Raw genomic sequence first — 22694 nt, forward strand, 5'->3', positions numbered from 1 at the left:
TTTAGATAGGTCGATTCACTTCTAATGTTTAAAGTTTCAATAAAGCCAGCTATAAAAAAGCCACCCGAAGGTGGCTTTTTTATTGTCCTAAGACTTATTCATCATCTTTTTTTGCTTCAGCTTCAGGTAAGTCCTTCACAGCTTCAGCAATCAGACCAAACATATAGTTACCATAGGCATTGGTCTTGTCGTAATGGAAACGTAGACGAGGTGTAATACGGGTTTTGATACGACGGCTCAGTTCGTGACGCAGGAAACCAGAGGCTTTGTTTAATACCTCTAAAGTTTCTTTATTCGCCGCTTCACTTTGTTCATCGCCCAGCTCACGTCCCATAACAGTGACATAAACTTCCGCATATCCCAAGTCCGGGCTCACCTTCACGGCAGAGATGGTCACCAGACCACCTAAGCGTGGATCTTTCAGCTCCTGACGGATCAGTTCTGACAACTCGCGTTGTACTGTATCCGCCATACGCTTCAGACGTTGACTACCCGCCATTAAAGACTCCGTTTGATCAGTTGAACATCGTACACTTCGATCTTATCCAGTGCTTTGATGTCTTTATAACCTTTCACCGCAAGACCACATTCCATACCGGCACGAACTTCTTCAACCACTTCTTTATAGCGACGAAGAGATTCAAGCTCGCCCTGGAATACCACCACGTCATCACGGAGTACGCGAATCGGTTTGTTACGATGCAATACGCCTTCAAGAACCATACAGCCCGCAGCCGCACCGAATTTACTTGAGTGGAATACTTCACGTACTTGTGCAACACCCAGAATCGTTTCACGATGTTCAGGTGCCAGCTTACCACTCATTGCTGCTTTCACATCATCAATCAATTGATAGATAATTGAGTAGTAACGAATGTCGATGCTGTCTGCATCGGCTTTTTGACGCGCGGTGTTGTCCGCACGAACGTTAAAGCCAAGTAGAACTGCTTCTGAAGATTCAGCCAGTGTTACGTCAGACTCGGTGATTGCACCAACGCCCGAACCAATAATACGTACTTTCACTTCATCCGTTGCAAGTTCAGCAAGTGCAACATGCAAGGCTTCCAGTGTACCGCGTACGTCAGTTTTCAGCACCACGTTCACGATAGGCACATCTTTCTTGCCCATAGACGCCATGATGTTTTCAAGACGCATTGCAGATTGACGCTCAAGACGTTTTTGACGTTCACGATCCATACGTGCATCGGCAACTTCACGTGCTTTTTTCTCATCGCTAACAACAAGAACTTCGTCACCTGCCATTGGCGCTTCTGGAAGACCCAAAATTTCCACTGGAATTGAAGGACCTGCAGATTTGATACGCTGACCATTTTCATCGGTCATTGCACGAACGCGACCATAAGATGAACCAGCAAGAACCAGGTCACCCACTTTCAAGGTACCGTTTTGAACCAGAATAGACGTGACCGCACCACGGCTGTTGTCTACACGTGCTTCAATCACCACACCTTGTGCAGCACCTTCTTCCGATGCTTTCAATTCAAGCAATTCAGCCTGGATCGAAATCAGGTCTAGAAGTTCATCGATACCTTGACCAGAATGCGCCGAAACCATGGCAACTGGTACATCACCGCCCCATTGTTCAGGTACGATCTGTTTGGTGGTCAATTCGTTCAATACGCGATCTGGATCAGCAGATTCTTTATCCATCTTGTTGATTGCAACAATGATTGGTGTACCTGCAGCACGTGCATGGTCGATTGCTTCTGCAGTTTGTGGCATAACACCATCATCTGCTGCAACAACCAGTACCACGATATCCGTTGCTTTGGCACCACGTGAACGCATTGCAGTAAACGCTGCGTGTCCCGGAGTATCAAGGAAGGTAATAATACCTTTGTCGGTTGTAACGTGGTAAGCACCGATATGCTGGGTAATACCGCCTGCTTCGCCTTGCGCCACTTTGGCACGGCGGATACGGTCAAGAAGCGATGTTTTACCATGGTCAACATGGCCCATGATGGTAACCACTGGTGCGCGCGTTGTTTGTGCACCACGTGCTTCTTCAGCTGCTTCAAGCAAGTTATCTTCAGCTTGCGTATCAGAAACCAATACCGGGTTATGACCCATTTCTTCTACGATTAATGCTGCAATTTCCTGATCAATGGCTTGGTTCTGAGTAACCAGCTCACCCATTTTCATGAGAGATTTAATAACTTCACGAACCTTGATCGCCATTTTCGCAGCCAAATCAGCCACAACAATGGTTTCACCAATTTCAACATCGTAAACCTGTTTCTTCACAGGTTTTTCGAAGCCGTGCTTGTTGCCCTGGCTGGTTTTCAAACCGCGTTTAGGCTGTTTGCTGAAGCTCTGCTCTTCCTGACCACGACGTCCACCTTTTTTCGGTGCACGTGCAGCTGGGGTATTGGTACCACGTTTGATCTCGCGGTCTTCTTTGGCAAATGAGTCTTCATATGCCTGACCCACCAGACCGGCAGCAAGCGGAGAATCGTCTACGACACGAATCGTTGCTGTTGTATCTTCAGCGGTGTACTTAGACGCCATCTGACGCATTTGTTCAAGCGTACGTTGCTGCGCTTCTTCAGCCGCTTTACGACGTGCTGCTTCTTCAGTCGCTTTTAATTGCGCTGCCTGAGCTTCACGTGCTTTTTTCTGTTCAGCCGTTTCAGTTTGTTTAACAACCTGTTTTACAATCGGCTTGTTGGTCGATTTGCGTTTTACCACGACTGCCGCTTTAGAAACTTCTTGCTTGTCGCTGGTTTGTTTTGCAGCAGCACGCATCGCTTCTAGAGCTTTACTCGCGTTATTTACGCCAGTTTTCGGAGCTTCAGCAGAAGAAGCAGCTTGTGCTGTATTCTGCTCAGGCGCAGCTTTGGCCTGTTGTTCAGCCTTGGCTTTCGCCAATGCTTCTGCTTTGATCTGTTCTGGATCAGGCTTAACAAATGTATGCTTCTTGCGAACTTCTACATTAATCGTTTTCGCCTTACCTGAAGTACTCGCAACTTTTGCGGTACTGGTTGTTTTACGTTTCAACGTGATTTGCCCTGCTTGGCTTTCTGAACCTTGTGATTTCTTCACATGGCTCATCAAGCTATCTTGTTGTTCGGTGGTAATAATATCGTCAGCTTTACGCTGTGGTAAACCTGCCTCACGAACCTGCTCTAGGAGCTTCTCAACTGGACGACCCACGCTGAGGGCTAACTCTTTAATCGACTTGTCCGTCATATACTACCTCCTAGTTAAACCATGATTCGCGCGCTTTCATAATGAGTTGACCGGCTTTCTCAGCACCCAAACCTTCAATATCTTCGATATCGTCGGTCGCCTGATCTGCCAAATCGTCAACTGTTACCACACCACGAGCTGCTAGAGCTTGCGCGATCTCTGCTGTCATGCCTTCCATTGCAACAAGTTCTTCACTTGGCGCTTGTATATTCTCTTGCTGTTGTAATGCATCAGCAAGTGCAATTTCTTTCGCACGGCTTTGCAATAATTCAACCAGTTCAGCATCAAGTTCGATTTCATCAAACGTTTCTGCAGGGACATAAGCAATTTCTTCAAGCGAGGTGAAGCCCATTTCTACCAGTGCCATCGCCAAATCTTCCGCGATATCCAGACGTGTTACAAACATGTCCAGATACTGTTGCGCTTCGTTTTGTTGACGGGCGTAGTATTCCTCTTCCAGCATCATGTCCAGCTTGTAGCCAGTCAATTCTGATGCCAGACGAACGTTCTGACCTTGTGAACCAATCGCACGAGCCAATTGATCACTCGTTGCAAAAATGATGTCTGCAGTACGGGCATCTTCATCGATGACAATACTCGATACATCTGCTGGTTCCAGTGCGCTGGCGATGTACTGGGCAGGGTCGTCAGACCATACCACGACATCGATACGCTCACCGTTCAATTCTTGTTGAACAGCCTGGATACGTGTACCACGCATACCAATACATGCACCAACCGGATCAATACGGTGATCATTTGTTTTTACTGCAATTTTAGCACGCACGCCTGGTTGACGAGCTGCTGCTTTAATTTCAATAATTTCTTCAGAAATCTCAGGGATCTCTTTCTTCATCAATGCGATCAGCATATCCGGCTTGGCACGTGACAACTGGAGTTGCGCACCACGACCTTCACGATTGACATTGAACAGAATCGCATTCATACGTTGCTTCGGACGAAGAATTTCTTTCGGAATCATTTCTTCACGTGCAAGGTATGCTTCAGCATTATCACCCAAGTCAATGATAAAGCCATCTTTGGTTTGTTTCTTCACTTCACCATAGATCAGCTCGCCGACTTTGGATTCGTAAGCATCGGCCACAAGTGCGCGTTCTGCTTCACGGATCTTCTGTACAATCACTTGCTTGGCAATTTGTGCTGCAATACGACCGAAATCAATCGATTCTACTTCGAGTTCACGAATATCACCAATTGACCATTGTGCAGGATCAAGATCAGAAATCGCATCCTGACACGCTGGCATTTCATGATCTTCGTCAGCAACTACTTCCCACTGACGAAAAGTACGGTAGTCACCTGTTTTGCGATCAATTTCCACACGTAAACGTGCTTCTTCAGAGCGAGTTCCTTCGTAGAATTTTTTCTTGGTCGCCGCAACTAAAGCTTGCTCAAGCGCTTCGAAAATTGCTTCACGAGGTACACCCTTTTCGTTACTAACCGTTTCAACGACGGTCAGAATTTCACGTGCCATACGTCACCTATTCGTTAAATTTTTATTTATTCAATTAATCTTGGAAGACCAAATTTGCTTTATCGATATTGTGACTGTCGATCTCCAATACCTGTTGCTTTTCTACCTCAACTTGAATCATTTCATTGTCTAGGTCGACTGCAACCAGTTTGGCCTGGAATTTACGACGGTTATCTACTGCACTAATCAGACGTAATGCTACGCTATGACCAATATAGCCTGACATCTGTTCGAGCTGGAAGAATGGACGATCCCAGCCTGGAGAAGACACTTCAAGTGAATATTCACCCGAGATCGGATCATGAACATCCAGCATGGCGCCGACTTGCTGCGTTACACGCACACAATCCTGAACACCAATACCACGCCCCTGTTCCTCTTCACCGTCTTCATTAACGGCCGGTTCAGCGCTTGCATCGACCGGTTTGTCGATGTAGATACGTAATAACGAACGTTTACCCTGTGGCAGGAACTCAATCCCCCAAAGGTTTACATTACAGGCTTCAACTGCCGGTGCAATCAAGTCCTGAAGTGCTTGAGTTTTATTTGATAGCTTCATTTACTCTCGTCATCTGGTGCGATTTTATGATCTATTTGACCACTACAAACCAATACAAACTATAGTAGTAGTGAAACATGGAGACGTGACCAAATAATGTCGACACTACACGATAGCCAATAAAAAAGGGCGTAAATCGCCCCAATTAAGCACAATAGCGATTTTTTTTCAAATCCCACTGTGCAAAAAGGCCCACCTTGTTGTGAGCCTCTTTTTAGAAACTTGGTAGCGGGAGCTGGATTTGAACCAACGACCTTCGGGTTATGAGCCCGACGAGCTACCAGACTGCTCCATCCCGCATCAACGTGCAAAAATTATATACAAAAGATGAGAGCTTTTCAATCAAAACTGCATCATTCTGCATATTTGTCATCTGTGACTGAAAAAATGGTAGTGGGTGCTGGATGTAAACCAACAACCTTCGCCAGTTTATAGAGAGTTGAGCCCGACAAGCAATCAACTAAATCCATAAATAACGTTTACCAAACCATTTAAATGGTAGCGGGAGCTGGATTTGAACCAACGACCTTCGCTAGATTATAGAGAGTTGAGCCCGACAAGCAATCAACTAAATCTATAAATAACGTTTACCAAACTATTTAAATGGTAGCGGGAGCTGGATTTGAACCAACGACCTTCGGGTTATGAGCCCGACGAGCTACCAGACTGCTCCATCCCGCATCAGCGTACAAATAACATTCAGCTTAAAAAAACTTAAACTGCTTTTAAAGTTTGCATCTTTAAAAGATTGGTAGCGGGAGCTGGATTTGAACCAACGACCTTCGGGTTATGAGCCCGACGAGCTACCAGACTGCTCCATCCCGCAACAACATGCAAATTATATTTCTCAGCTTAATAACTTATTAAACTGCCTCTTAAAAGTTTGCGTCTTTAAAAAGGATTGATTGGTAGCGGGAGCTGGATTTGAACCAACGACCTTCGGGTTATGAGCCCGACGAGCTACCAGACTGCTCCATCCCGCATCAACAGAAGTTTTTTCAGCTGCATACACCAACTTAAATTTCTGGATTATAAGTTGGTGCGGAAGGGGGGACTTGAACCCCCACGCCCGAAAGCACTACCACCTCAAGGTAGCGTGTCTACCAATTCCACCACCACCGCAGCTGTGACGCATTCTAGTCGCATCACTGGAAAAAAGAAAGGACTAATTAAAACTATTCGGTCGTTTCTGGTGCAGTTGGTGAAGTTTCATTCGATTGCACAGGCATGGTCGGCGCAGATTGAACCGTTCCCAAACTATAGGCATTTGTGCTGTCTTTCTTGGCCAAAACAGCCAGAGTCAAACTGGTCACAAAAAATAGCGCCGTTAAAATGGCAGTCAAACGGGTCATAAAATTGCCGGAACCCGATGCCCCGAATACTGTCGCCGCACCACCGCCACCGAAAGAGGCACCAGCATCTGCACCTTTACCATGCTGAACCAAAATCAAGACAATCATCAAAACAGCTAAGATAATATGTACTACCAGCACAAAAGTTTGCATGCTGAACTCCTAATTATTGTGTATTTGCAAATGCGTGAGCAATTTTATGGAACGACTCAGCATTGAGTGATGCACCACCGACCAGTGCTCCATTGATATCCGGGCAGGCTGCTAACTCTACTGCATTTTCCGGCTTGACACTACCACCATATAAAATCGCCATGGTTGCACCATAGCCGGTGATCTGGCTCAAACCTTGACGGATTTGTGCATGCATGGCTTGTGCATCTTCAGGAGAGGCGGTTTTACCGGTACCAATTGCCCAGATCGGCTCATAAGCAATCACGATATTTTTCCATTGCTCAGCGTCCACTACCGCTGCAATATCACAAATCTGTTGCAATACGACCGCTTCAGCCTGCCCTGCTTCACGTTGTTCCAGGCTTTCACCCACACAGTAAATCACCGTTAAACCGGCACTCAATGCATGCTTGATTTTGGCATTCAGAACTTCTGCATTTTCTGCGAAAACTTCACGACGCTCAGAATGACCAATCAGTACATAATGAATCTGGCTGTCTTGCAATAATTCAGCGCTCACTTCACCGGTATAAGCCCCCGTTCCTGAAATACGTGAAACATCTTGTGCTACAGTGTAAACAGGACGAGTCGCAGATGACAGTTCCGTCCGAATCTGGGTCAGGGCAAGGGCAATCGGGGCTACACCGATATGACATTTATCTGCGGCGATTGGTGCAGTTTCCAGTAAATTTTTAATACCGTGTACCAGTGTTAATGCATCTGCCTGCAGCGGATTCATTTTCCAGTTACCTATTACCCAAGGGGTAATCGTCGAAACTGACATAATTAACCTATTTTATTTACATATTTCGAATTGGGCACATTCTACACGGAATTGGAAAATTTAAAGAATAGTTTTCTTATCACTTATTCTAGGTTTAGACTATTCAAAATGGTTGTTTTTTGTTATCACTTAAAAAAATGGGAACTTCTTCTAACCAGTTCAAAGTTTTACTGGATATGAGGAAGGTAGCAGCACTCTTAGCTATGGTATTTTTACGTAACAAACGTATAATTTTAATATAGCAATTAAAAAAATTTGATTTATAGGCATTTATAGCATGACAGCATTACAGGGGTCGCCAAGATTTACCGGATTTATTCGTCGTTTGGTCGAGGAAGGCGTCATCTCGGCTGAAGATATGCGCAGTGCTTTGGCACATGCCAAGCAAGAAAAAATAGATATTGTGGCGGAGCTGATTAACCAGCAACAGCTCTCCCCAACCGTTATTGCTGAAACGATTTCAGTCGAATTTGGTGAGCCGCTGTTTGATATCAGTGCCTATGATCCTGCGCAAATTTTGCGGGATATCATTGATGAGAAGCTGATTACCAAGCATCGCATCCTGCCAATTTTTAAAAATTCCAGTATTTTATATATTGCCATCAGTAATCCGACCAATATTGAAGCGATTGATGCCGTTCGCTTTTCAACCAAGCTCAATATTGAAACCATTATTGTTGAACACAATAAACTGGAAAAACTGATCGAGCAGAATTTTACCGAAGAAAGCACTTTTGAGTTTGATGAAGACTTTGATCTGGATGTAGATTTCGATTCATCTGATCCGAGTAAAGAAGAAGATGAAAAAGACAAAGGTGAAGAAGAAGCACCGATTGTCAAATATATCAATAAATTATTAATCGATGCGATTCGTATGGGTGCTTCGGATCTGCATTTTGAACCTTATGAAAAAATCTACCGGGTTCGTTATCGGGTCGATGGGGTATTACGCCAAATTGCAACACCGCCGCTGCAGTTGGCAACCCGCCTGTCTTCACGTTTAAAAGTCATGTCGCAAATGGACATTTCTGAAAAACGTGTTCCGCAAGATGGCCGTATCAAGCTGAAACTATCAAAGAACAAAGCCATTGATTTCCGTGTCAACTCATTACCGACCCTGTTTGGCGAAAAACTGGTACTGCGTATTTTAGATCCATCTAGCGCGATGCTGGGGATCGATGCACTGGGGTATGAACCGGAACAAAAAGAACTGTTTATGCAGGCGCTGGATAAACCGCAAGGCATGCTGCTGATTACCGGGCCAACGGGTTCTGGTAAAACGGTTTCACTTTATACCGGTTTGAATATCCTGAATCGTGAAGATACCAATATTTCCACAGCGGAAGATCCAGTCGAGATCAACCTGCAAGGGATTAACCAGGTCAACGTCAACAATAAAGTCGGCCTGACCTTCTCTGCTGCCTTGAAGTCATTCTTACGTCAAGATCCAGATATCGTGATGGTCGGTGAGATCCGGGATCTGGAAACTGCCGAGATTGCCATTAAAGCGGCACAGACCGGTCATATGGTGATGTCAACGCTGCATACCAACAGTGCGCCTGAGACCCTGACCCGTTTGCGCAATATGGGCGTGCCGTCTTTTAATATTGCCACTTCAGTGAATCTGGTCATTGCACAACGACTGGCACGTCGCCTGTGTTCACAATGTAAAAAACCTGCCGACATTCCACAGCAGAGTTTATTGGAAATGGGCTTTACCGAAGCAGATCTCCAGCAACCAGAGTTCCAGATCTATGAGCCGGTGGGTTGCAATGAGTGTCGCGAAGGCTATAAGGGTCGTGTAGGTGTTTATGAAGTCATGAAAGTGACGCCTGAAATTTCTAGAATTATTATGGAAGATGGCAATGCACTTGAAATTGCCGATGCTTCTGCCCGTGCAGGTTTTAACAATTTACGCCGATCAGGTTTAATCAAGGTGATGCAGGGGGTGACTTCTTTACAGGAAGTCAATCGTGTCACCAGCGAATGATCGTGCGCTGATCTAAAATAAGGATAAAGGTATGGCAGCAGTAAAGAAAGGCCAGATGATGCCGATCTTCAGCTATGAAGGAATTGATCGTAAAGGGGTAAAGATCAAGGGGGAATTGCCGGCGCGCAACATGGCACTGGCCAAAGTGACGCTCAGAAAACAGGGCATCAGCATCAAGACCATTCGGGAAAAGAAAAAAAACATTCTCGAAGGCTTAATGAAAAAACGTGTCAGCACACTGGACATCACGATTTTTACCCGACAGCTCGCGACCATGATGAAAGCCGGCGTACCTTTAGTACAAGGCTTTGAAATTGTTGCAGAGGGTCTGGAGAATCCAGCCATGCGTGAAGTCGTTCTGGGGATTAAAGGTGAGGTGGAAGGTGGTAATACCTTTGCCGGTGCACTGCGTAAATACCCGCAATACTTCGATAAACTATTTTGTTCACTGGTCGAATCGGGTGAACAATCCGGTGCGCTAGAAACCATGCTGGATCGGGTCGCGATCTACAAGGAAAAAAGTGAACTGCTCAAGCAAAAAATTAAAAAAGCCATGAAGTACCCGGCTGCGGTGGTCGTGGTCGCGCTGATTGTCACGATTATTCTAATGGTAAAAGTGGTCCCGGTTTTCCAGGATTTATTCTCTTCATTTGGTGCTGACTTACCGGCTTTTACCAAAATGGTAGTCAATATGTCGGAATGGATGCAAAAATATTGGTTCCTGCTCATTATTGCCATTGGGGCCATCATTACGGCTTTTCTGGAAGCAAAAAAACGCAGTAAAAAATTCCGTGATTTTCTGGATAAAGCAGCACTTAAAGCACCGATTTTCGGTGATCTGGTGTATAAAGCCATTATTGCCCGTTATAGCCGTACCTTGGCCACCACTTTTGCAGCCGGTGTACCTTTGATTGATGCACTGGAATCCACTGCCGGCGCAACCAATAACGTGGTGTATGAAGATGCCGTCATGAAAATCCGCGAAGATGTTGCCACTGGTCAGCAATTACAGTTTGCCATGCGGGTGACCAACAAGTTTCCATCTATGGCCGTGCAAATGGTCGCCATTGGTGAGGAATCCGGTGCGTTAGATGCCATGCTAGATAAAGTTGCTACCCATTATGAAAATGAAGTCGACAATGCCGTAGACGGTCTCACTTCCATGATGGAGCCCTTGATCATGGCTGTTCTCGGTGTACTTGTCGGTGGTCTGGTGATTGCCATGTACCTTCCAATCTTCCAAATGGGTTCTGTGGTTTAATGCAAGATCTTATTCAATATTTCATTCAAAACCCAACAGCGCTGTATAGCGCAGTTGGGCTTTTTAGTCTCTGCATTGGTAGTTTCTTAAATGTGGTGATTTATCGCACTCCTAAGATGATGGAGCAGGAATGGCGTACCGATTGCCAAATGTTCCTGCATCCGGAACAGCCAATTATTGATGAGACCAAATTAAGTTTAAGCAAACCCGATTCGACTTGCCCCAAATGTCATCAGCCAATCCGCTGGTACCAGAATATTCCCGTCATCAGCTGGCTGGTCTTGCGCGGCAAGTGCGGCAACTGTCAAAATCCCATTAGTATCCGCTATCCATTTATTGAGCTTCTGACCGCGGCCTGTGCGCTGATGGTGGTGGCTGTTTTTGGTCCGACTGTCCAGATGTTATTTGGCCTGATTCTGACTTATGTCTTAATTGCACTGACCTTTATTGATTTTGACACCCAGTTATTGCCGGACCGTTATACCCTACCCCTGGCCGCGCTGGGTCTGGGCGTCAATAGTTATGCCCTCTATACCTCACCGAGTTCTGCCATCTGGGGCTATATCATTGGCTTTCTGTGTTTGTGGGTGGTGTATTATGTCTTTAAAATTGTCACTGGCAAGGAAGGTATGGGCTATGGCGATTTTAAATTGCTTGCCGCCTTGGGTGCCTGGATGGGGCCTTTGCTATTACCATTAATTGTGCTCCTTTCTTCTTTAGTGGGTGCGATTATCGGGATTATCCTGCTGAAAGTCCGTAAGGAAAATCAGCCTTTTGCCTTTGGTCCCTATATCGCGATTGCCGGCTGGATTGCTTTTCTGTGGGGCGAGCAGATTATGAAAGTGTATTTAGGTCAATAAAGTGAAATTTATACTCGGATTAACCGGCGGGATTGGTAGTGGCAAGTCTGCGGCCAGTCAATGGTTTGAAGCACAAGGCATTGTCGTTGTGGATGCCGATGTGGTGGCGCGTGAAGTGGTCGAGATTGGCCAGCCTGCACTCGCCCAGATTCAGCAGGCTTTTGGGGATTGGGTACTGCTTGAAGATGGTTCACTGAATCGTCGTGCCTTGCGCGAATATATTTTCCAGTCTCCTGAAGCACGTAAAACCCTGGAAAATATTACTCATCCAGCAATTCGCACTTCGATTATTCAGCAGTTAGATGCTGCGCAAAGTTCCTATGCCATTCTGGTTTCACCGCTCCTGTTTGAGACCAATCAACATGAGCTCACTCAGCATCGCTTACTGATTGATGCCACAATCGAATTGCAAATTGAACGTGCCTCACAACGTGATGGTCAAAATATTGAGCAAATCCGAAACATTATTGCCGCACAAATGTCACGTGAACAGAAACAGGCCATGGCTGATGATATTGTGCTGAATGATGGTCATCTGGATCATCTTTATGCCCATCTCCGCCCATTGCATGAAAAATATTTAAACATAGCAGCTGCCTGAGGTATAAAAAAAGCAGTCCGATTAAGACTGCTTTTTCTGTGCTGCAAGTTGTGCTTCTAAACTATCTTTACGGCCAATCCAGCGCCAAGGCTGTAAGGCCCCAATTGCCATCCCCACCAAGCCACAGATCATCGCCAGGCTCAGCGCTTCATTTAATAAAGGCACCGCCAGAATCGCAGCAATAAATGGTGCAAGATTGGTAATGCTACCGGCTTTAAATGCACCGAGACGCTTGATTGCTTCGACATAGCTTAAAGTGGCAATAATTACCACAAAAACCCCATGAAAGATGGTTTGAAACAATAAGTGCTGGGGTTCTGGCACACTCAAATTTTTGGGTAAAAACAGCAGATAAACAGGTACGTAAACCACTGCTGACCAGATCGCGACACCGCTCATTGCCTGCCATGCAGTTAACTGATATTTCCGCAATAACACGGTAAAAATTGCCCAGAGTATTGCACTGATAAAAAATAGCCCATCCCCTGCCCCGAATGCCACTCCGGTTTCCTGATACATCAACAGACTCATGATACAGAGCACCGCAATCATAATAATCAGGCTGGCCCAGGTATGCTTATCAAAAGCCTGCCCCATCAGGAAAAAAGCCATGATGGCAGTACAAATCGGAATACAGCCATTCAAGAAAATCGCGGCATGGGCGGTAGGCGCATAATGAAAGGCGCTATAGGCAAACAGACAGTAAATTACTCCGCCAATCATGGCCAGAATAAAGGGTTCTTTTTTCAGTAAAAAAGCCGCCTCTTTGCGATAGAGCAAGATCGGCATCAGAATCAGAAAAGCCAAAGAAAACCGCAGAGCCACGATATCCCAAGCACTGATGTTCCAAAGCGCATTCAGACGGGCGGTTAAAGTAAAACCGCCCCAGATACACATAGTCGTCAGTAGAAAGACATAGCCCTGTGTACGATCTGACAATGCCATCATCAATTACAGGTTACGCTGGCGGCAAGCTTCATACAGTGCCATACCTGTTGCAACACTGACATTCAGGCTTTGCAGATTACCCGCCATCGGGATATACACCGTCTGATCGCATTGGCTTTGTGTAATTGGACGTAGACCGGTATCTTCCGCACCCATCACCACACAGACACCAGTACCGGTGAAATCAAACTCCTGAATCGGCAGCGCTTTTTCATCCAGCATGGTACCGACGACTCGCACATTAAAGTCTTCTTTGATTTGCCCCAAGGTACGCGCCAGATTAGTCACCTGAATAAATTTGACTTTGTCAGCACCACCGGCAGCCACTTTACGTGCAGTCGGAGTCAAGCTTGCAGAACGATCACGTGGTGCAATCACCGCCTCAACACCCATCGCAGCGGCGGTACGCACACATGCTCCGAGGTTGTGTGGATCGGTAATATGATCAAGGGCCAATAACAAGGCTTGCGGATTTGCGCTCAATAATGTCTCAAGATCTTTTTCATTCAAGACCGGATGGGCACGAACGGCTGCTACAACACCCTGATGAAAGGGTTGACCGGCCAATTTTTCCAGTTTGTCACGGCTGGCTTGCTGCACACTGATGCCAAACGGTTCAGCCAGTTCCAGTACACGTTTTAAACGCTGATCATCGCGTCCTTTGAGAGTGAATAATGTCAAGACACGTTCAGGCTCAAGCTCTAACAATGACTCCACTGAATGTACGCCATAAAAATATTCAGGTTTTGCCATGAACGACCTCTAAATTAAATTTATATATAAAAGAAAAATCCCGTAAAGCTGACTTCACAGGATTTCTATAGAATGATTAGTTTAACCGATTCGCACTGAAATTTCTTGCCCGGTTTGCACTGATCTTGCGCTGTACTTAACCTTCAAAATGGCAGACATAGTCCAGCACATCATCGGTTTCGATTTTAAAACGGCTATTACCCGGCACATAGAAGGACTGGCCTGCACGGAACAGCTCACTTTCTTCGCTATCTCCGATCTGAACACGACATTCACCTGAAACAATTTCCATGCGCTCAGGCACATGCGTTTCAAAGGTTAAGGCATTTTCTGATGGTAAAATGACCCCCAAAGTCTTTTTGGTGCCATCTTCAAATTGAACAATATGGCTGATACATAAACCGCCGAAATATACATTTGATTTTTTAAGTACAGATACATGATCAAACTGAGCTGACATGCGATTTCTCCAGATAAAGCATTTTGTAATATTTTGATTGCTGTAGTTTAAATGTGCACTCTCAACTAATCAATCGAAGTTTGTCGGCAGCGGTGAAATATTCTATCTCGCCTGAATGCCTGTTGCGAAAGGGGTATTCTGGCCGCTTGTTTACTGGCTTGATGGTATATTCAGCCCGCCAGATTTGGTTTCTAGCTTAAACTTTGACAATGTCAAAACTATGAAAACAAGCAGTGAATTTGCCGGCTTTTGAGTCAGCTTCTTTCGAAAATACAGTGAAATAAGCATATATGAATCGCTAAAATTTAAGATAGAATGAAATTGATTCATCCTGATTTATAATCACAGCCGTGTTGTGACCCCAATCCAACATCAGGCTATTTCACTCAAACTTTTCGCAGCCCGGATGCGTTTATGCTGACACATTTAACTCTGATCAATTTTGCTTTAGCTGAGCACCTTGCTATTGATATTGATAAAGGTTTTAACGTTTTAACCGGTGAAACCGGTGCAGGTAAATCCCTCTTGTTAGATGCCTTGTCTGCCTGTCTGGGTGAGCGAACCGATACCAATTATGTGCGTTATGGTTCCGAAAAAGCCGATGTGACTGCAAGCTTTAGCTATCAGGAACATAGTCCTGAAGCCGCGTGGTTAAAAGAACATGAGCTGGATGATGAATCAGGTGAAATCCATTTACGCCGGGTAATTTTTGCCACCGGTCGCAGCAAAGCCTGGATCAATGGACGACCGAGCAGCCTGTCCGAACTAAAAGAAATTGGACGTTTACTGGTTCAACTCTATAGCCAGCACAGTCAGCAACAACTACTCGAACCCCCTTATCCGAAGCATTGGCTGGATCGTTATTATCATTTTTATGCGCCGGCGCAAGCGGTACGGGATGCTTACAGTACCTGGCAGAAAAATATCCGCCAGCATCAGGCAGCACTGGATGCACAAGCCACCCGTAAACAGCGTATCGAAACCCTTGAGCTGCAACTGGAAGAACTGGAAGACATCGTTCAGACTGATTATCAGGAGATTGAGCAGGAATTTGACCGGCTTTCCCATCATGAAGCGATCATGCAGGATTGTGTCTATAGCCTGAATGTACTCGATGAGGCTGAACAGAACATGACCCAGGAACTCGCATCAATTATGCGTCGGGTCGAATCGCATGCCGGTCGTAGTGAGCAGCTTTCCGGAATTTATAATTCCTTATTAAATGCACAAAGCGAACTTGAAGATGCTGCGGCGAATTTACGTCAGTTTATGGATCGTCAGAGTTTTGACCCGGAACGCATGGAAGAACTGAATTCAACTTTAGAGGTTTTCCACCGTCTGGCTCGTAAATATCGTACTCAACCGGAATTGCTCAAGGCAGAATATGAAACCTGGCAAACCGAATTAGAACAGCTGCATCAACTGGAAGACCCGGAAACACTGGCTGAACAGGTTGCAGTCTCTTATCAGGATTTTCTGGAGAAAGCCCAACATCTGGAACAGATTCGCCGTGAAGCCGCAGCACCTCTGGCCAAGCAGCTCACAGAACAGGTTAAACAACTGGCACTACCAGAAGCCCATTTCGAGTTTAAGTTTGAAGCTTTGGAACAGCCATCGAGTGAAGGCCTCAGCTTTATTCAACTCCTATTTACTGCCAATAAAGGCATTCCGGCACAACCCTTAGCTCGCGTGGCATCAGGTGGTGAGCTGTCGCGTATTGCACTGGTGATGCAGGTCATGAATGCAGAAAAAACCGAAGCCGAAGTACTGGTCTTTGACGAAATTGATGTCGGGATCAGTGGCGGTACAGCAGAGATTGTCGGGCGTTTATTGGCAGGTTTGGCCCAACATGTGCAGATTCTGTGTATTACCCATCAGGCACAAGTGGCCGCACAATCCGATCAGCATTTACTCGTGAAAAAGCAGCAAACCGACCCGGCCAGCAGCACCATTCTGAGTTTGCAAGAAGATGCACGTATTGATGAACTCGCGCGCATGACCGGTGGTGTTGAAATCAGTGAAACGACTTTACAACATGCCCGTCAGTTACGTCAGTTGAAATTTCAGCAGGTTTAAATATCACAATCCAGACAAATAAAAGTTGGTAAATCCATAAAGCTCGAGTAACGTAGCGGTTAGGATCATACGATTTCTTTGCGAAGAAATTGATTTTAAGGAGAACTGCTCAGGTGACCAAACAGTTTCTGACACATCGTTGTCTGATTGCGCCGCCACATGCGGATGATGATTTTTTTGCCCAGACGGTGATCTATCTGGCTCGCCATGATGAAGATGGTGCACAAGGCATCATCATCAATCGCCCTGCCGGTATTCAAATTAAAGAATTGCTGAATGATCTTGATATTGAAGCAGACAATGTCAATCCGCATGAAGTCTTGCAAGGTGGCCCTTTACGCCCTGAGGCCGGCTTTGTGCTGCATACCGGTCAGCCGACCTGGCATTCCTCTATTGCGGTGGGTGAAAACGTCTGTATCACCACCTCCAAAGATATTCTGGATGCAATTGCGCATAATGAAGGTGTAGGTCGCTATCAAATCGCACTTGGCTATGCCAGTTGGGGCAAACACCAGCTAGAACAGGAAATTGCCCACGGTGACTGGCTGATTTGTGATTCTGATATGGATCTGATTTTTAACTTACCTTATAACGACCGTTGGGATGCTGCCTATAAAAAGATGGGCGTCGACCGCAACTGGTTATCTTCCGAGATTGGACATGCCTGATGTAAACACGCCACAAACCATTATGGCGTTTGATTTTGGTACACAAAAAATGGGAATGTCTGTTGGACAATCCCTGATTGCAAGTGCCAGTCCCCTACCTTTATTTCCCATGAAAGACGGTATTCCGAACTGGGATGAACTGCTCAAAATAGTAAAAAGCCATCAACCGAATCTATTTCTGGTCGGTTTACCACTGAATATGGATGATAGTGAATCGGAGCTTTCGACACGGGCACGTAAATTTGCGCGCCGTTTACGGCACCAGACCAATATTGCAACCTTGATGGTCGATGAGCGTCTGACCACCCGTGAAGCACGCGATGAACTGGATCATTATCAGGCGCAAGGTCGCGGCAAAAGGTTGTCTGCGGACAGTATCGCCGCAGCCTTATTGATTGAAAGTTGGTATCGCCATCCTGCCGGAATCACCCCTTAAACTGCTGATAAAATTTTAAAATCAGCATCCTTTGGGATGCTTTTTTATGCCTAAAAACATGATTTAAGGGTAAAAATAACGAAAGGTCAGATTAATTCTGGGTGTCAAAACTTTGCTGCTTTTACCAATGCTGTGTTTCCAGTACTGCTGGGTCTGGCCGCGCATTACAATCAGTTGGCCACTGTGTAACAGCAACTCGACTTTATCCCCGTGGGTTTTATGTTTAAAACTCATTTTACGGGTCGCGCCCAGACTCAGAGAAGCAATGACATTTTCCCGAGAACTTCCTGTATATAAGGCAGGCTCATCATCGCTATGCCAGCCCAAGCCTTGTGAACCATCTTCATATAAATTGGCCAGACAGGAATTAAAGGGATGACCCACCAGCTGTTCAATATGCTGTTTTAAACGCAATAATCCCGGGGTCCACAACTGAGCTTGCTTGAGCGTCCCCGAATAGCGATATTGATAGTGCGCATCGCCATACCAGACCACCTTGCGTGCTGTGACATAGTGCTTGCCGAACAACCGTACTTCATCATGTTGCCAGGCCAACTGGCTCAGAAAATACTGCAAATACTGCTGGCTTTGCGCCTGCTCCAGAATCAGACCATAGTCCTCCACCACCCCATCAAAGGGTAAGATATTCGTTTCAGGTTGGGGCGCAAATAAATCTAGAGTCATGTCAATTAGACCGATTATCTTACTGAAAATACTGACATTGACTTTGAAAAAGTACAACCGGATTTCACAAATGACTACAAGATTTGCTCTTGTGACTTGTCCTGTTCCTGCCTAAACTGAATTTAACTTTCACAATAAAAATAATCCTTTATGAACTTATGGCAGCTGTTTCAGAAACTTCGTCCTTTTGTTCAGCCCTATCGGGTGCTGGTCATTGCCACGCTGATTTTGACCCTGATCGGTTCCTTTACCGCACAGGTCAATGCGCTGACCCTGCAATATGCAGTCGATAGTATCAATGCGCTGCTGGAACAAGGTCAGGGACTGGAGCAAGGCTGGCATATTCTGATTACGATTTCAGCGATCTTGCTCGGTAAAGAGATTATCAATGCCTTTGTCCAGTTCGGCCAGAAGTTCTATGGAGAAAAGCTACGGATTTTTGTTTCTCAGGATCTGGCCCAAGGAATTATTGAAAAATTCTTAAAATATCGTCTGGAATTTTTTAATCAGGAAAATAATCAGGCCGGAAAATTACAGACCCGTATTGATCGTGGTATCGGCTCACTGACCCGTCTGGTACAGATCTTCTTTATTGATATTTTACCGTTATTTACCAGCGCAATTGTGGCTTTGGGCCTGATGTACTATGCCAATATGTATGTTGGTCTGGTGGCCACCGCCATTGTCCCAATCTATTTCTGGCTGACCTATAAGCAGGCACAAAAGCTCGGTGGTTGGCGCCGCAGTTTAAGAGATGGCCGCGAGAAAAAGAGTCAGGGTATTCTCAGTATTATTAATTCAATTACCGTGATCAAATCCTTTAACCGGGAAGCGATTGAGTCGGAAAAGCAGTTAGGATTGCAACGCGAACTAACCGACAACCAGATGAAAACCCGCCAGACCAGTTTCCTGTTTGATGGTCTGAAAACGTTCCTGGAACAGATCGGCATTGTGTTGATTATTATTCTGACCTCTTATTTTGTGCTGGATGGCCAGATGAGTATCGGCATGATCATGTTTCATGTGCTGCTGTTTAATAATGTCTCCGCCCCGATTCGCTCACTGCACCGGATTTATGATGAAGTAAATGATGCCATGATCTATTCAGAAAGCTTCTTTAAGATTCTGGAAGCGGATCAGGAAATTGAACAAAGTGGTCAACAAAAACCGCAAGTGACTGGTAAATTTGAACTGACTGGGGTGAATTTTTATTATCCGAATGGCCATCATGCCCTGAAAGATATTGAGATGGAAATTCGTCCGAATAAGATCACGGCTTTGGTCGGCTTATCCGGTGCGGGGAAATCTACCCTGATCAGCCTGCTGGATAAATTTTATGAGCCGCAACAAGGCCAGATTAAACTGGATGGCATTGACCTGAAAGACTATGACACCCAATTTTTGCGTGATCATATTGGTCTGGTGTTGCAGAAAAATCATATTTTTCAAGGCACCATTTTTGAGAATATCCGTTATGGCAAAACTACGGCTTCGATGGACGATATCATTGAGGCAGCAGAAAAAGCCTCGATTCATGCGCAGATTTTACAGTTACCGGATGGCTATGATAGTGATGCCCTCATGCTCTCTGGCGGACAGCAGCAACGCATTGCCTTGGCGCGGATGTTCCTGAAAAACCCACCGATTATTTTTCTGGATGAACCGACGGCGAGTCTGGATGCCATCGCCACCGAACAGATCAAGCAAAGTCTGGATCAAATCAAGCAAGGCCGTACCGTGATTATCATTTCACATAGCCTGTCGCAAATTATTGACGCGGATTATACCTATGTGATGAAAGAGGGAAGGATTGCCGAACATGGTGAGCACGCTCAGCTTTATCATCAGCAAGGCGTGTATAAGGAAATTTTTGATGCCATGGCCAAGAGCCTGAATATTGAAAAAATCGCCAAGACTTTTGAGGATGATGCCGAGGAAGAAACCCATAGTTAGGGCTTCTTCCAAGCCAATAAAAAAACCTCCGAGCGGGAGGTCTTTTATTGAAAGATGATCACTCTTAACGCTGAACTTTTTGCTCAATTTCTTCGACGCTGGTATGACGTACGTCAAAACCTTTGACCATATAGATCACCTGTTCAGAAATATTCCGGGCATGGTCGCCAATTCTTTCGAGTGAACGAAGCACCCATAGTACATTGATAACACGACTAATATGTCGCGGATCTTCAATCATATAGGTCATGAGGGTACGTGTTGCTGACTGGTATTCACGGTCGATATCCGCATCTGCCAACATCACTTTCAAGGCCTGATCTACATCCAGACGTGCAAAAGCATCCAGTGCATCATGAATCATCACCCGAACCTGGTTGCCAATATGCCGGGTTTCCATATAACCGCGCGGCGAGCTACCCTCTTCGCTCAGGCTTTGTGCAATCCGGCCTATTTTAGACGCTTCATCACCAATACGCTCAAGATCGGTATTGGCCTTGGACATGGCAAGTACCATCCGTAAATCAATCGCAGCAGGATGACGGCGTGCCAGAATCAGGGTCAGTGCTTCATCAATGTCTCTTTCCATCTGATTGACAACATTGTCCTGAAACTGCACATCAATTGCCATGGCGACATCGGTATCCAGTAAGGCATGAATGGCGTTGGCCACCTGCTGTTCCACCAGTCCGCCCATGGTCATGAATTTGGTATTGACGTCCTGCAACTCTTCATTAAATTGCGAAGAAATGTGATGACTTAACACAGGATTATTTGGACACAAGGAAGTCTACTCCTGAAACGGCATATAGCGATGATCAATAATAAAGCACATTAAAGCATATTTATGATGAAAGTTTGATGACAATAGTAGCGTCATCTGGGCTGAGGTAAATCATATTCGATCAGCCAGGCATTCAGCTCTGCCAGCTCCTTTTCGGTCAGCTGCCCGACTGAAGCCTGTAACTGGAGTACATGCAGCAGATAATCATATTTGGCATTCAGATAATCCGTTTTGGCAGAAAAAGCATTGCGCTGGGCCAGCAACACATCGACCATGGTCTTTAAGCCCTCCTGATATTGGGCTCTGGAGGCTTGTGAAACCATTTCCGAAGATTCCATCGCCGCTTTACGCGCATTCAGTTTGGCCTGATCGGTTTCTACCTGCATGAAGGACTGCTTCACATCGGTATTGGCTTTGCGGATCGCAGCGTCTAATTGGGCTGCACTTTTTTGTACATTGACCCCAGCCTGACGAATACTTTTCTGGGTACGGCCACCACTAAATAGGTTCCAGTTGACTTCCACCCCAATCTGGTCGAAATCACCATTGCTGGACATAATCGTTTCTGGTGTCTGTTTCAGATAGCCATAGGTGCCGACCGCTTCAACCTGCGGATAGAGGGCGGCCTGCTCAACCCGTTTGGCATCTTCAGAATAGCGTTTTTGCAGACGGGCTTGCAGAATGTTCAGATTCTGGCTTTGTGCCAAATCTGTCCAGGACTGCATGTCACTTGGAATCGGTTTCTGAAACTGGAAGTCATTGCGTAATACCGCCAGATTTTCCTGATAAGGCCCGATCAGCTGAGCCAGTTGCTCCTGAGCTAGAATCAGCTGAACTTGGGTCGAAATCCGGTTGGCTTGGGCACTTTGATACTGGGCATTGGCTTCACTGACCTCACTACGTGCCACCAGACCTTCTTTTAGTTTGGCATTCATCATGCGCAGCTGCTCAGATAGAGCCTGTTCTTCCTGCAAATATGCCGTGGTCAAAGACTGCTGACGCAAGACATTAAAATAGGCTTCTGCCACCTGTAAAATATGCTGCTGTTTTTGCAGACGCAGATTGACTTCGCTGAGTTCGACCGAAGTTTTGACCTGTTTATAGCCCTGCCAGGCATCCCAGCGGAATAAAGGCTGGCGTGCAGTTAAAGCCACCTGACGGCTGGTGGTACTGGAACTTTGCAACTCACCAAACTCAGGCGGCAAACCTGCAGATTGCGAGTTATTGACAGACTGGTTTTTACGGGTGATATTTCCTGAAAGACTCACGGTCGGCAGTAAATTGCCGCTGGCAATCCCCAGATTGAGCTGATCAGCCTGATATTGCAACAGATTCGCTTGCCAGTTCGGATCGTTTTGCTGGGCGCGCGCATAGGCTTGTTGCAGATCCAGGGCAAAAATCGCCGGACTACTGCACAATAAACCGGCCATGACACTGAGTTTTAGTTTCATTTTATAGTGTTAACCCCTAACAGCCATTCAGATCAAAAATTCTGGCGCTTTAAGCTAAGCCATACTAAAGAGATTTTTTGCATTTTTGCGTATGATTTTTATTAACTTTTTAATATAACTCTCGGGTTTTATCCACGATTAATTCAATTTTCAAGATCTATACCCGCAATGTAACAAAGCAATTCACAATACTAA

20 protein-coding genes and 5 tRNA genes are annotated in these 22694 nt (G+C 45.6%); 8 read left to right on the plus strand and 17 right to left on the minus strand.

The features are described from left to right. Positions 1-94: 94 nt before the first annotated feature. The 11 genes from FTU44_RS06830 to tpiA all read right to left on the minus strand — a co-directional run bounded on the left by FTU44_RS06830 (position 95) and on the right by tpiA (position 7574). On the minus strand, positions 95-499 hold the full coding sequence (locus FTU44_RS06830; RefSeq protein WP_005094380.1) for a ribosome-binding factor A: 405 nt from the start codon (positions 497-499) through the stop codon (positions 95-97). Next, positions 499-3210, minus strand: coding sequence for a translation initiation factor IF-2 (gene infB / locus FTU44_RS06835; protein ID WP_005094383.1), 2712 nt, complete (start codon positions 3208-3210; stop codon positions 499-501). Before infB ends, FTU44_RS06830 begins: the two co-directional genes overlap by 1 nt. A gap of 10 nt (positions 3211-3220) precedes the next feature. Next, a complete protein-coding gene (nusA, locus tag FTU44_RS06840; protein WP_005094384.1) occupies positions 3221-4705 on the minus strand; it encodes a transcription termination factor NusA in 1485 nt (494 codons plus the stop codon). Between the two features lie 34 nt (positions 4706-4739). After that, positions 4740-5264, minus strand: coding sequence for a ribosome maturation factor RimP (gene rimP / locus FTU44_RS06845; RefSeq protein ID WP_005094386.1), 525 nt, complete (start codon positions 5262-5264; stop codon positions 4740-4742). Between the two features lie 223 nt (positions 5265-5487). Then, positions 5488-5564, minus strand: a tRNA-Met gene (locus FTU44_RS06850). A 304-nt stretch (positions 5565-5868) separates the two neighbouring features. Further along, positions 5869-5945: transfer RNA gene (locus FTU44_RS06855), tRNA-Met, on the minus strand. 68 nt (positions 5946-6013) lie between these two features. After that, a tRNA-Met gene (locus FTU44_RS06860) sits at positions 6014-6090 on the minus strand. Between the two features lie 80 nt (positions 6091-6170). Next, positions 6171-6247 (minus strand) — tRNA-Met (locus tag FTU44_RS06865). A 54-nt stretch (positions 6248-6301) separates the two neighbouring features. Beyond that, positions 6302-6386: transfer RNA gene (locus FTU44_RS06870), tRNA-Leu, on the minus strand. A gap of 53 nt (positions 6387-6439) precedes the next feature. Further along, complete coding sequence (gene secG, locus FTU44_RS06875) at positions 6440-6769, minus strand: preprotein translocase subunit SecG (RefSeq protein WP_005094388.1); 330 nt, start codon at positions 6767-6769, stop codon at positions 6440-6442. Between the two features lie 13 nt (positions 6770-6782). Then, positions 6783-7574: a triose-phosphate isomerase gene (gene tpiA / locus FTU44_RS06880; protein ID WP_180049937.1), complete on the minus strand. Its 792-nt coding sequence runs from the start codon at positions 7572-7574 to the stop codon at positions 6783-6785. Between the two features lie 277 nt (positions 7575-7851). Here tpiA and pilB point away from each other — a divergent pair, with 277 nt between their 5' ends. From pilB to coaE, 4 genes are read left to right on the plus strand one after another with little or no spacing between them, the layout of a single operon-like run. Beyond that, a complete protein-coding gene (gene pilB / locus FTU44_RS06885; protein WP_005094394.1) occupies positions 7852-9564 on the plus strand; it encodes a type IV-A pilus assembly ATPase PilB in 1713 nt (570 codons plus the stop codon). Between the two features lie 31 nt (positions 9565-9595). Beyond that, positions 9596-10825 carry a type II secretion system F family protein gene (locus tag FTU44_RS06890; RefSeq protein WP_159138537.1) on the plus strand — a complete coding sequence of 410 codons (1230 nt, stop codon included), beginning with the start codon at positions 9596-9598 and terminating at the stop codon, positions 10823-10825. Continuing rightward, on the plus strand, positions 10825-11685 hold the full coding sequence (locus FTU44_RS06895) for an A24 family peptidase (protein ID WP_074383650.1): 861 nt from the start codon (positions 10825-10827) through the stop codon (positions 11683-11685). Before FTU44_RS06890 ends, FTU44_RS06895 begins: the two co-directional genes overlap by 1 nt. 1 nt (position 11686) lies before the next feature. After that, complete coding sequence (gene coaE, locus FTU44_RS06900; RefSeq protein WP_180049938.1) at positions 11687-12286, plus strand: dephospho-CoA kinase; 600 nt, start codon at positions 11687-11689, stop codon at positions 12284-12286. 21 nt (positions 12287-12307) lie between these two features. On the opposite strand, the gene FTU44_RS06905 is transcribed toward coaE, so the two are convergent. From FTU44_RS06905 to FTU44_RS06915, 3 genes are all read right to left on the minus strand, one after another. Continuing rightward, positions 12308-13231: a DMT family transporter gene (locus tag FTU44_RS06905; RefSeq protein WP_005094400.1), complete on the minus strand. Its 924-nt coding sequence runs from the start codon at positions 13229-13231 to the stop codon at positions 12308-12310. Between the two features lie 6 nt (positions 13232-13237). Further along, positions 13238-13987 (minus strand): 23S rRNA (guanosine(2251)-2'-O)-methyltransferase RlmB, encoded by a 750-nt coding sequence (rlmB, locus tag FTU44_RS06910; protein WP_005168959.1) that lies wholly within the window; start codon positions 13985-13987, stop codon positions 13238-13240. A gap of 136 nt (positions 13988-14123) precedes the next feature. Further along, a complete protein-coding gene (locus tag FTU44_RS06915) occupies positions 14124-14447 on the minus strand; it encodes a pyrimidine/purine nucleoside phosphorylase (protein ID WP_004281089.1) in 324 nt (107 codons plus the stop codon). Between the two features lie 414 nt (positions 14448-14861). Here FTU44_RS06915 and recN point away from each other — a divergent pair, with 414 nt between their 5' ends. The 3 genes from recN to ruvX all read left to right on the plus strand — a co-directional run bounded on the left by recN (position 14862) and on the right by ruvX (position 17627). After that, positions 14862-16523, plus strand: coding sequence for a DNA repair protein RecN (gene recN, locus FTU44_RS06920; RefSeq protein ID WP_005094403.1), 1662 nt, complete (start codon positions 14862-14864; stop codon positions 16521-16523). A gap of 113 nt (positions 16524-16636) precedes the next feature. Further along, a complete protein-coding gene (locus FTU44_RS06925; RefSeq protein WP_159138536.1) occupies positions 16637-17191 on the plus strand; it encodes a YqgE/AlgH family protein in 555 nt (184 codons plus the stop codon). Beyond that, positions 17184-17627, plus strand: coding sequence for a Holliday junction resolvase RuvX (gene ruvX, locus FTU44_RS06930; RefSeq protein ID WP_005168963.1), 444 nt, complete (start codon positions 17184-17186; stop codon positions 17625-17627). Before FTU44_RS06925 ends, ruvX begins: the two co-directional genes overlap by 8 nt. Positions 17628-17690: 63 nt before the next feature. Here ruvX and FTU44_RS06935 read toward each other — a convergent pair whose 3' ends face one another. Then, a complete protein-coding gene (locus FTU44_RS06935) occupies positions 17691-18311 on the minus strand; it encodes an alpha-ketoglutarate-dependent dioxygenase AlkB (protein ID WP_159138534.1) in 621 nt (206 codons plus the stop codon). 150 nt (positions 18312-18461) lie between these two features. On the opposite strand from FTU44_RS06935, the gene FTU44_RS06940 reads away from it, so the two are divergent. Further along, positions 18462-20264, plus strand: coding sequence for an ABC transporter ATP-binding protein (locus FTU44_RS06940; protein WP_180049939.1), 1803 nt, complete (start codon positions 18462-18464; stop codon positions 20262-20264). A 64-nt stretch (positions 20265-20328) separates the two neighbouring features. Here FTU44_RS06940 and phoU read toward each other — a convergent pair whose 3' ends face one another. Both phoU and FTU44_RS06950 read right to left on the minus strand, forming a co-directional pair. Beyond that, positions 20329-21048, minus strand: a complete 720-nt coding sequence (phoU, locus tag FTU44_RS06945; protein ID WP_005094412.1) for a phosphate signaling complex protein PhoU — start codon at positions 21046-21048, stop codon at positions 20329-20331. Between the two features lie 92 nt (positions 21049-21140). Beyond that, positions 21141-22499, minus strand: a complete 1359-nt coding sequence (locus FTU44_RS06950) for a TolC family outer membrane protein (RefSeq protein WP_180049940.1) — start codon at positions 22497-22499, stop codon at positions 21141-21143. Positions 22500-22694 lie beyond the last annotated feature (195 nt).

The organism is Acinetobacter sp. YH12105 (assembly GCF_013419095.1).
Lineage (GTDB): Bacteria > Pseudomonadota > Gammaproteobacteria > Pseudomonadales > Moraxellaceae > Acinetobacter > Acinetobacter pseudolwoffii.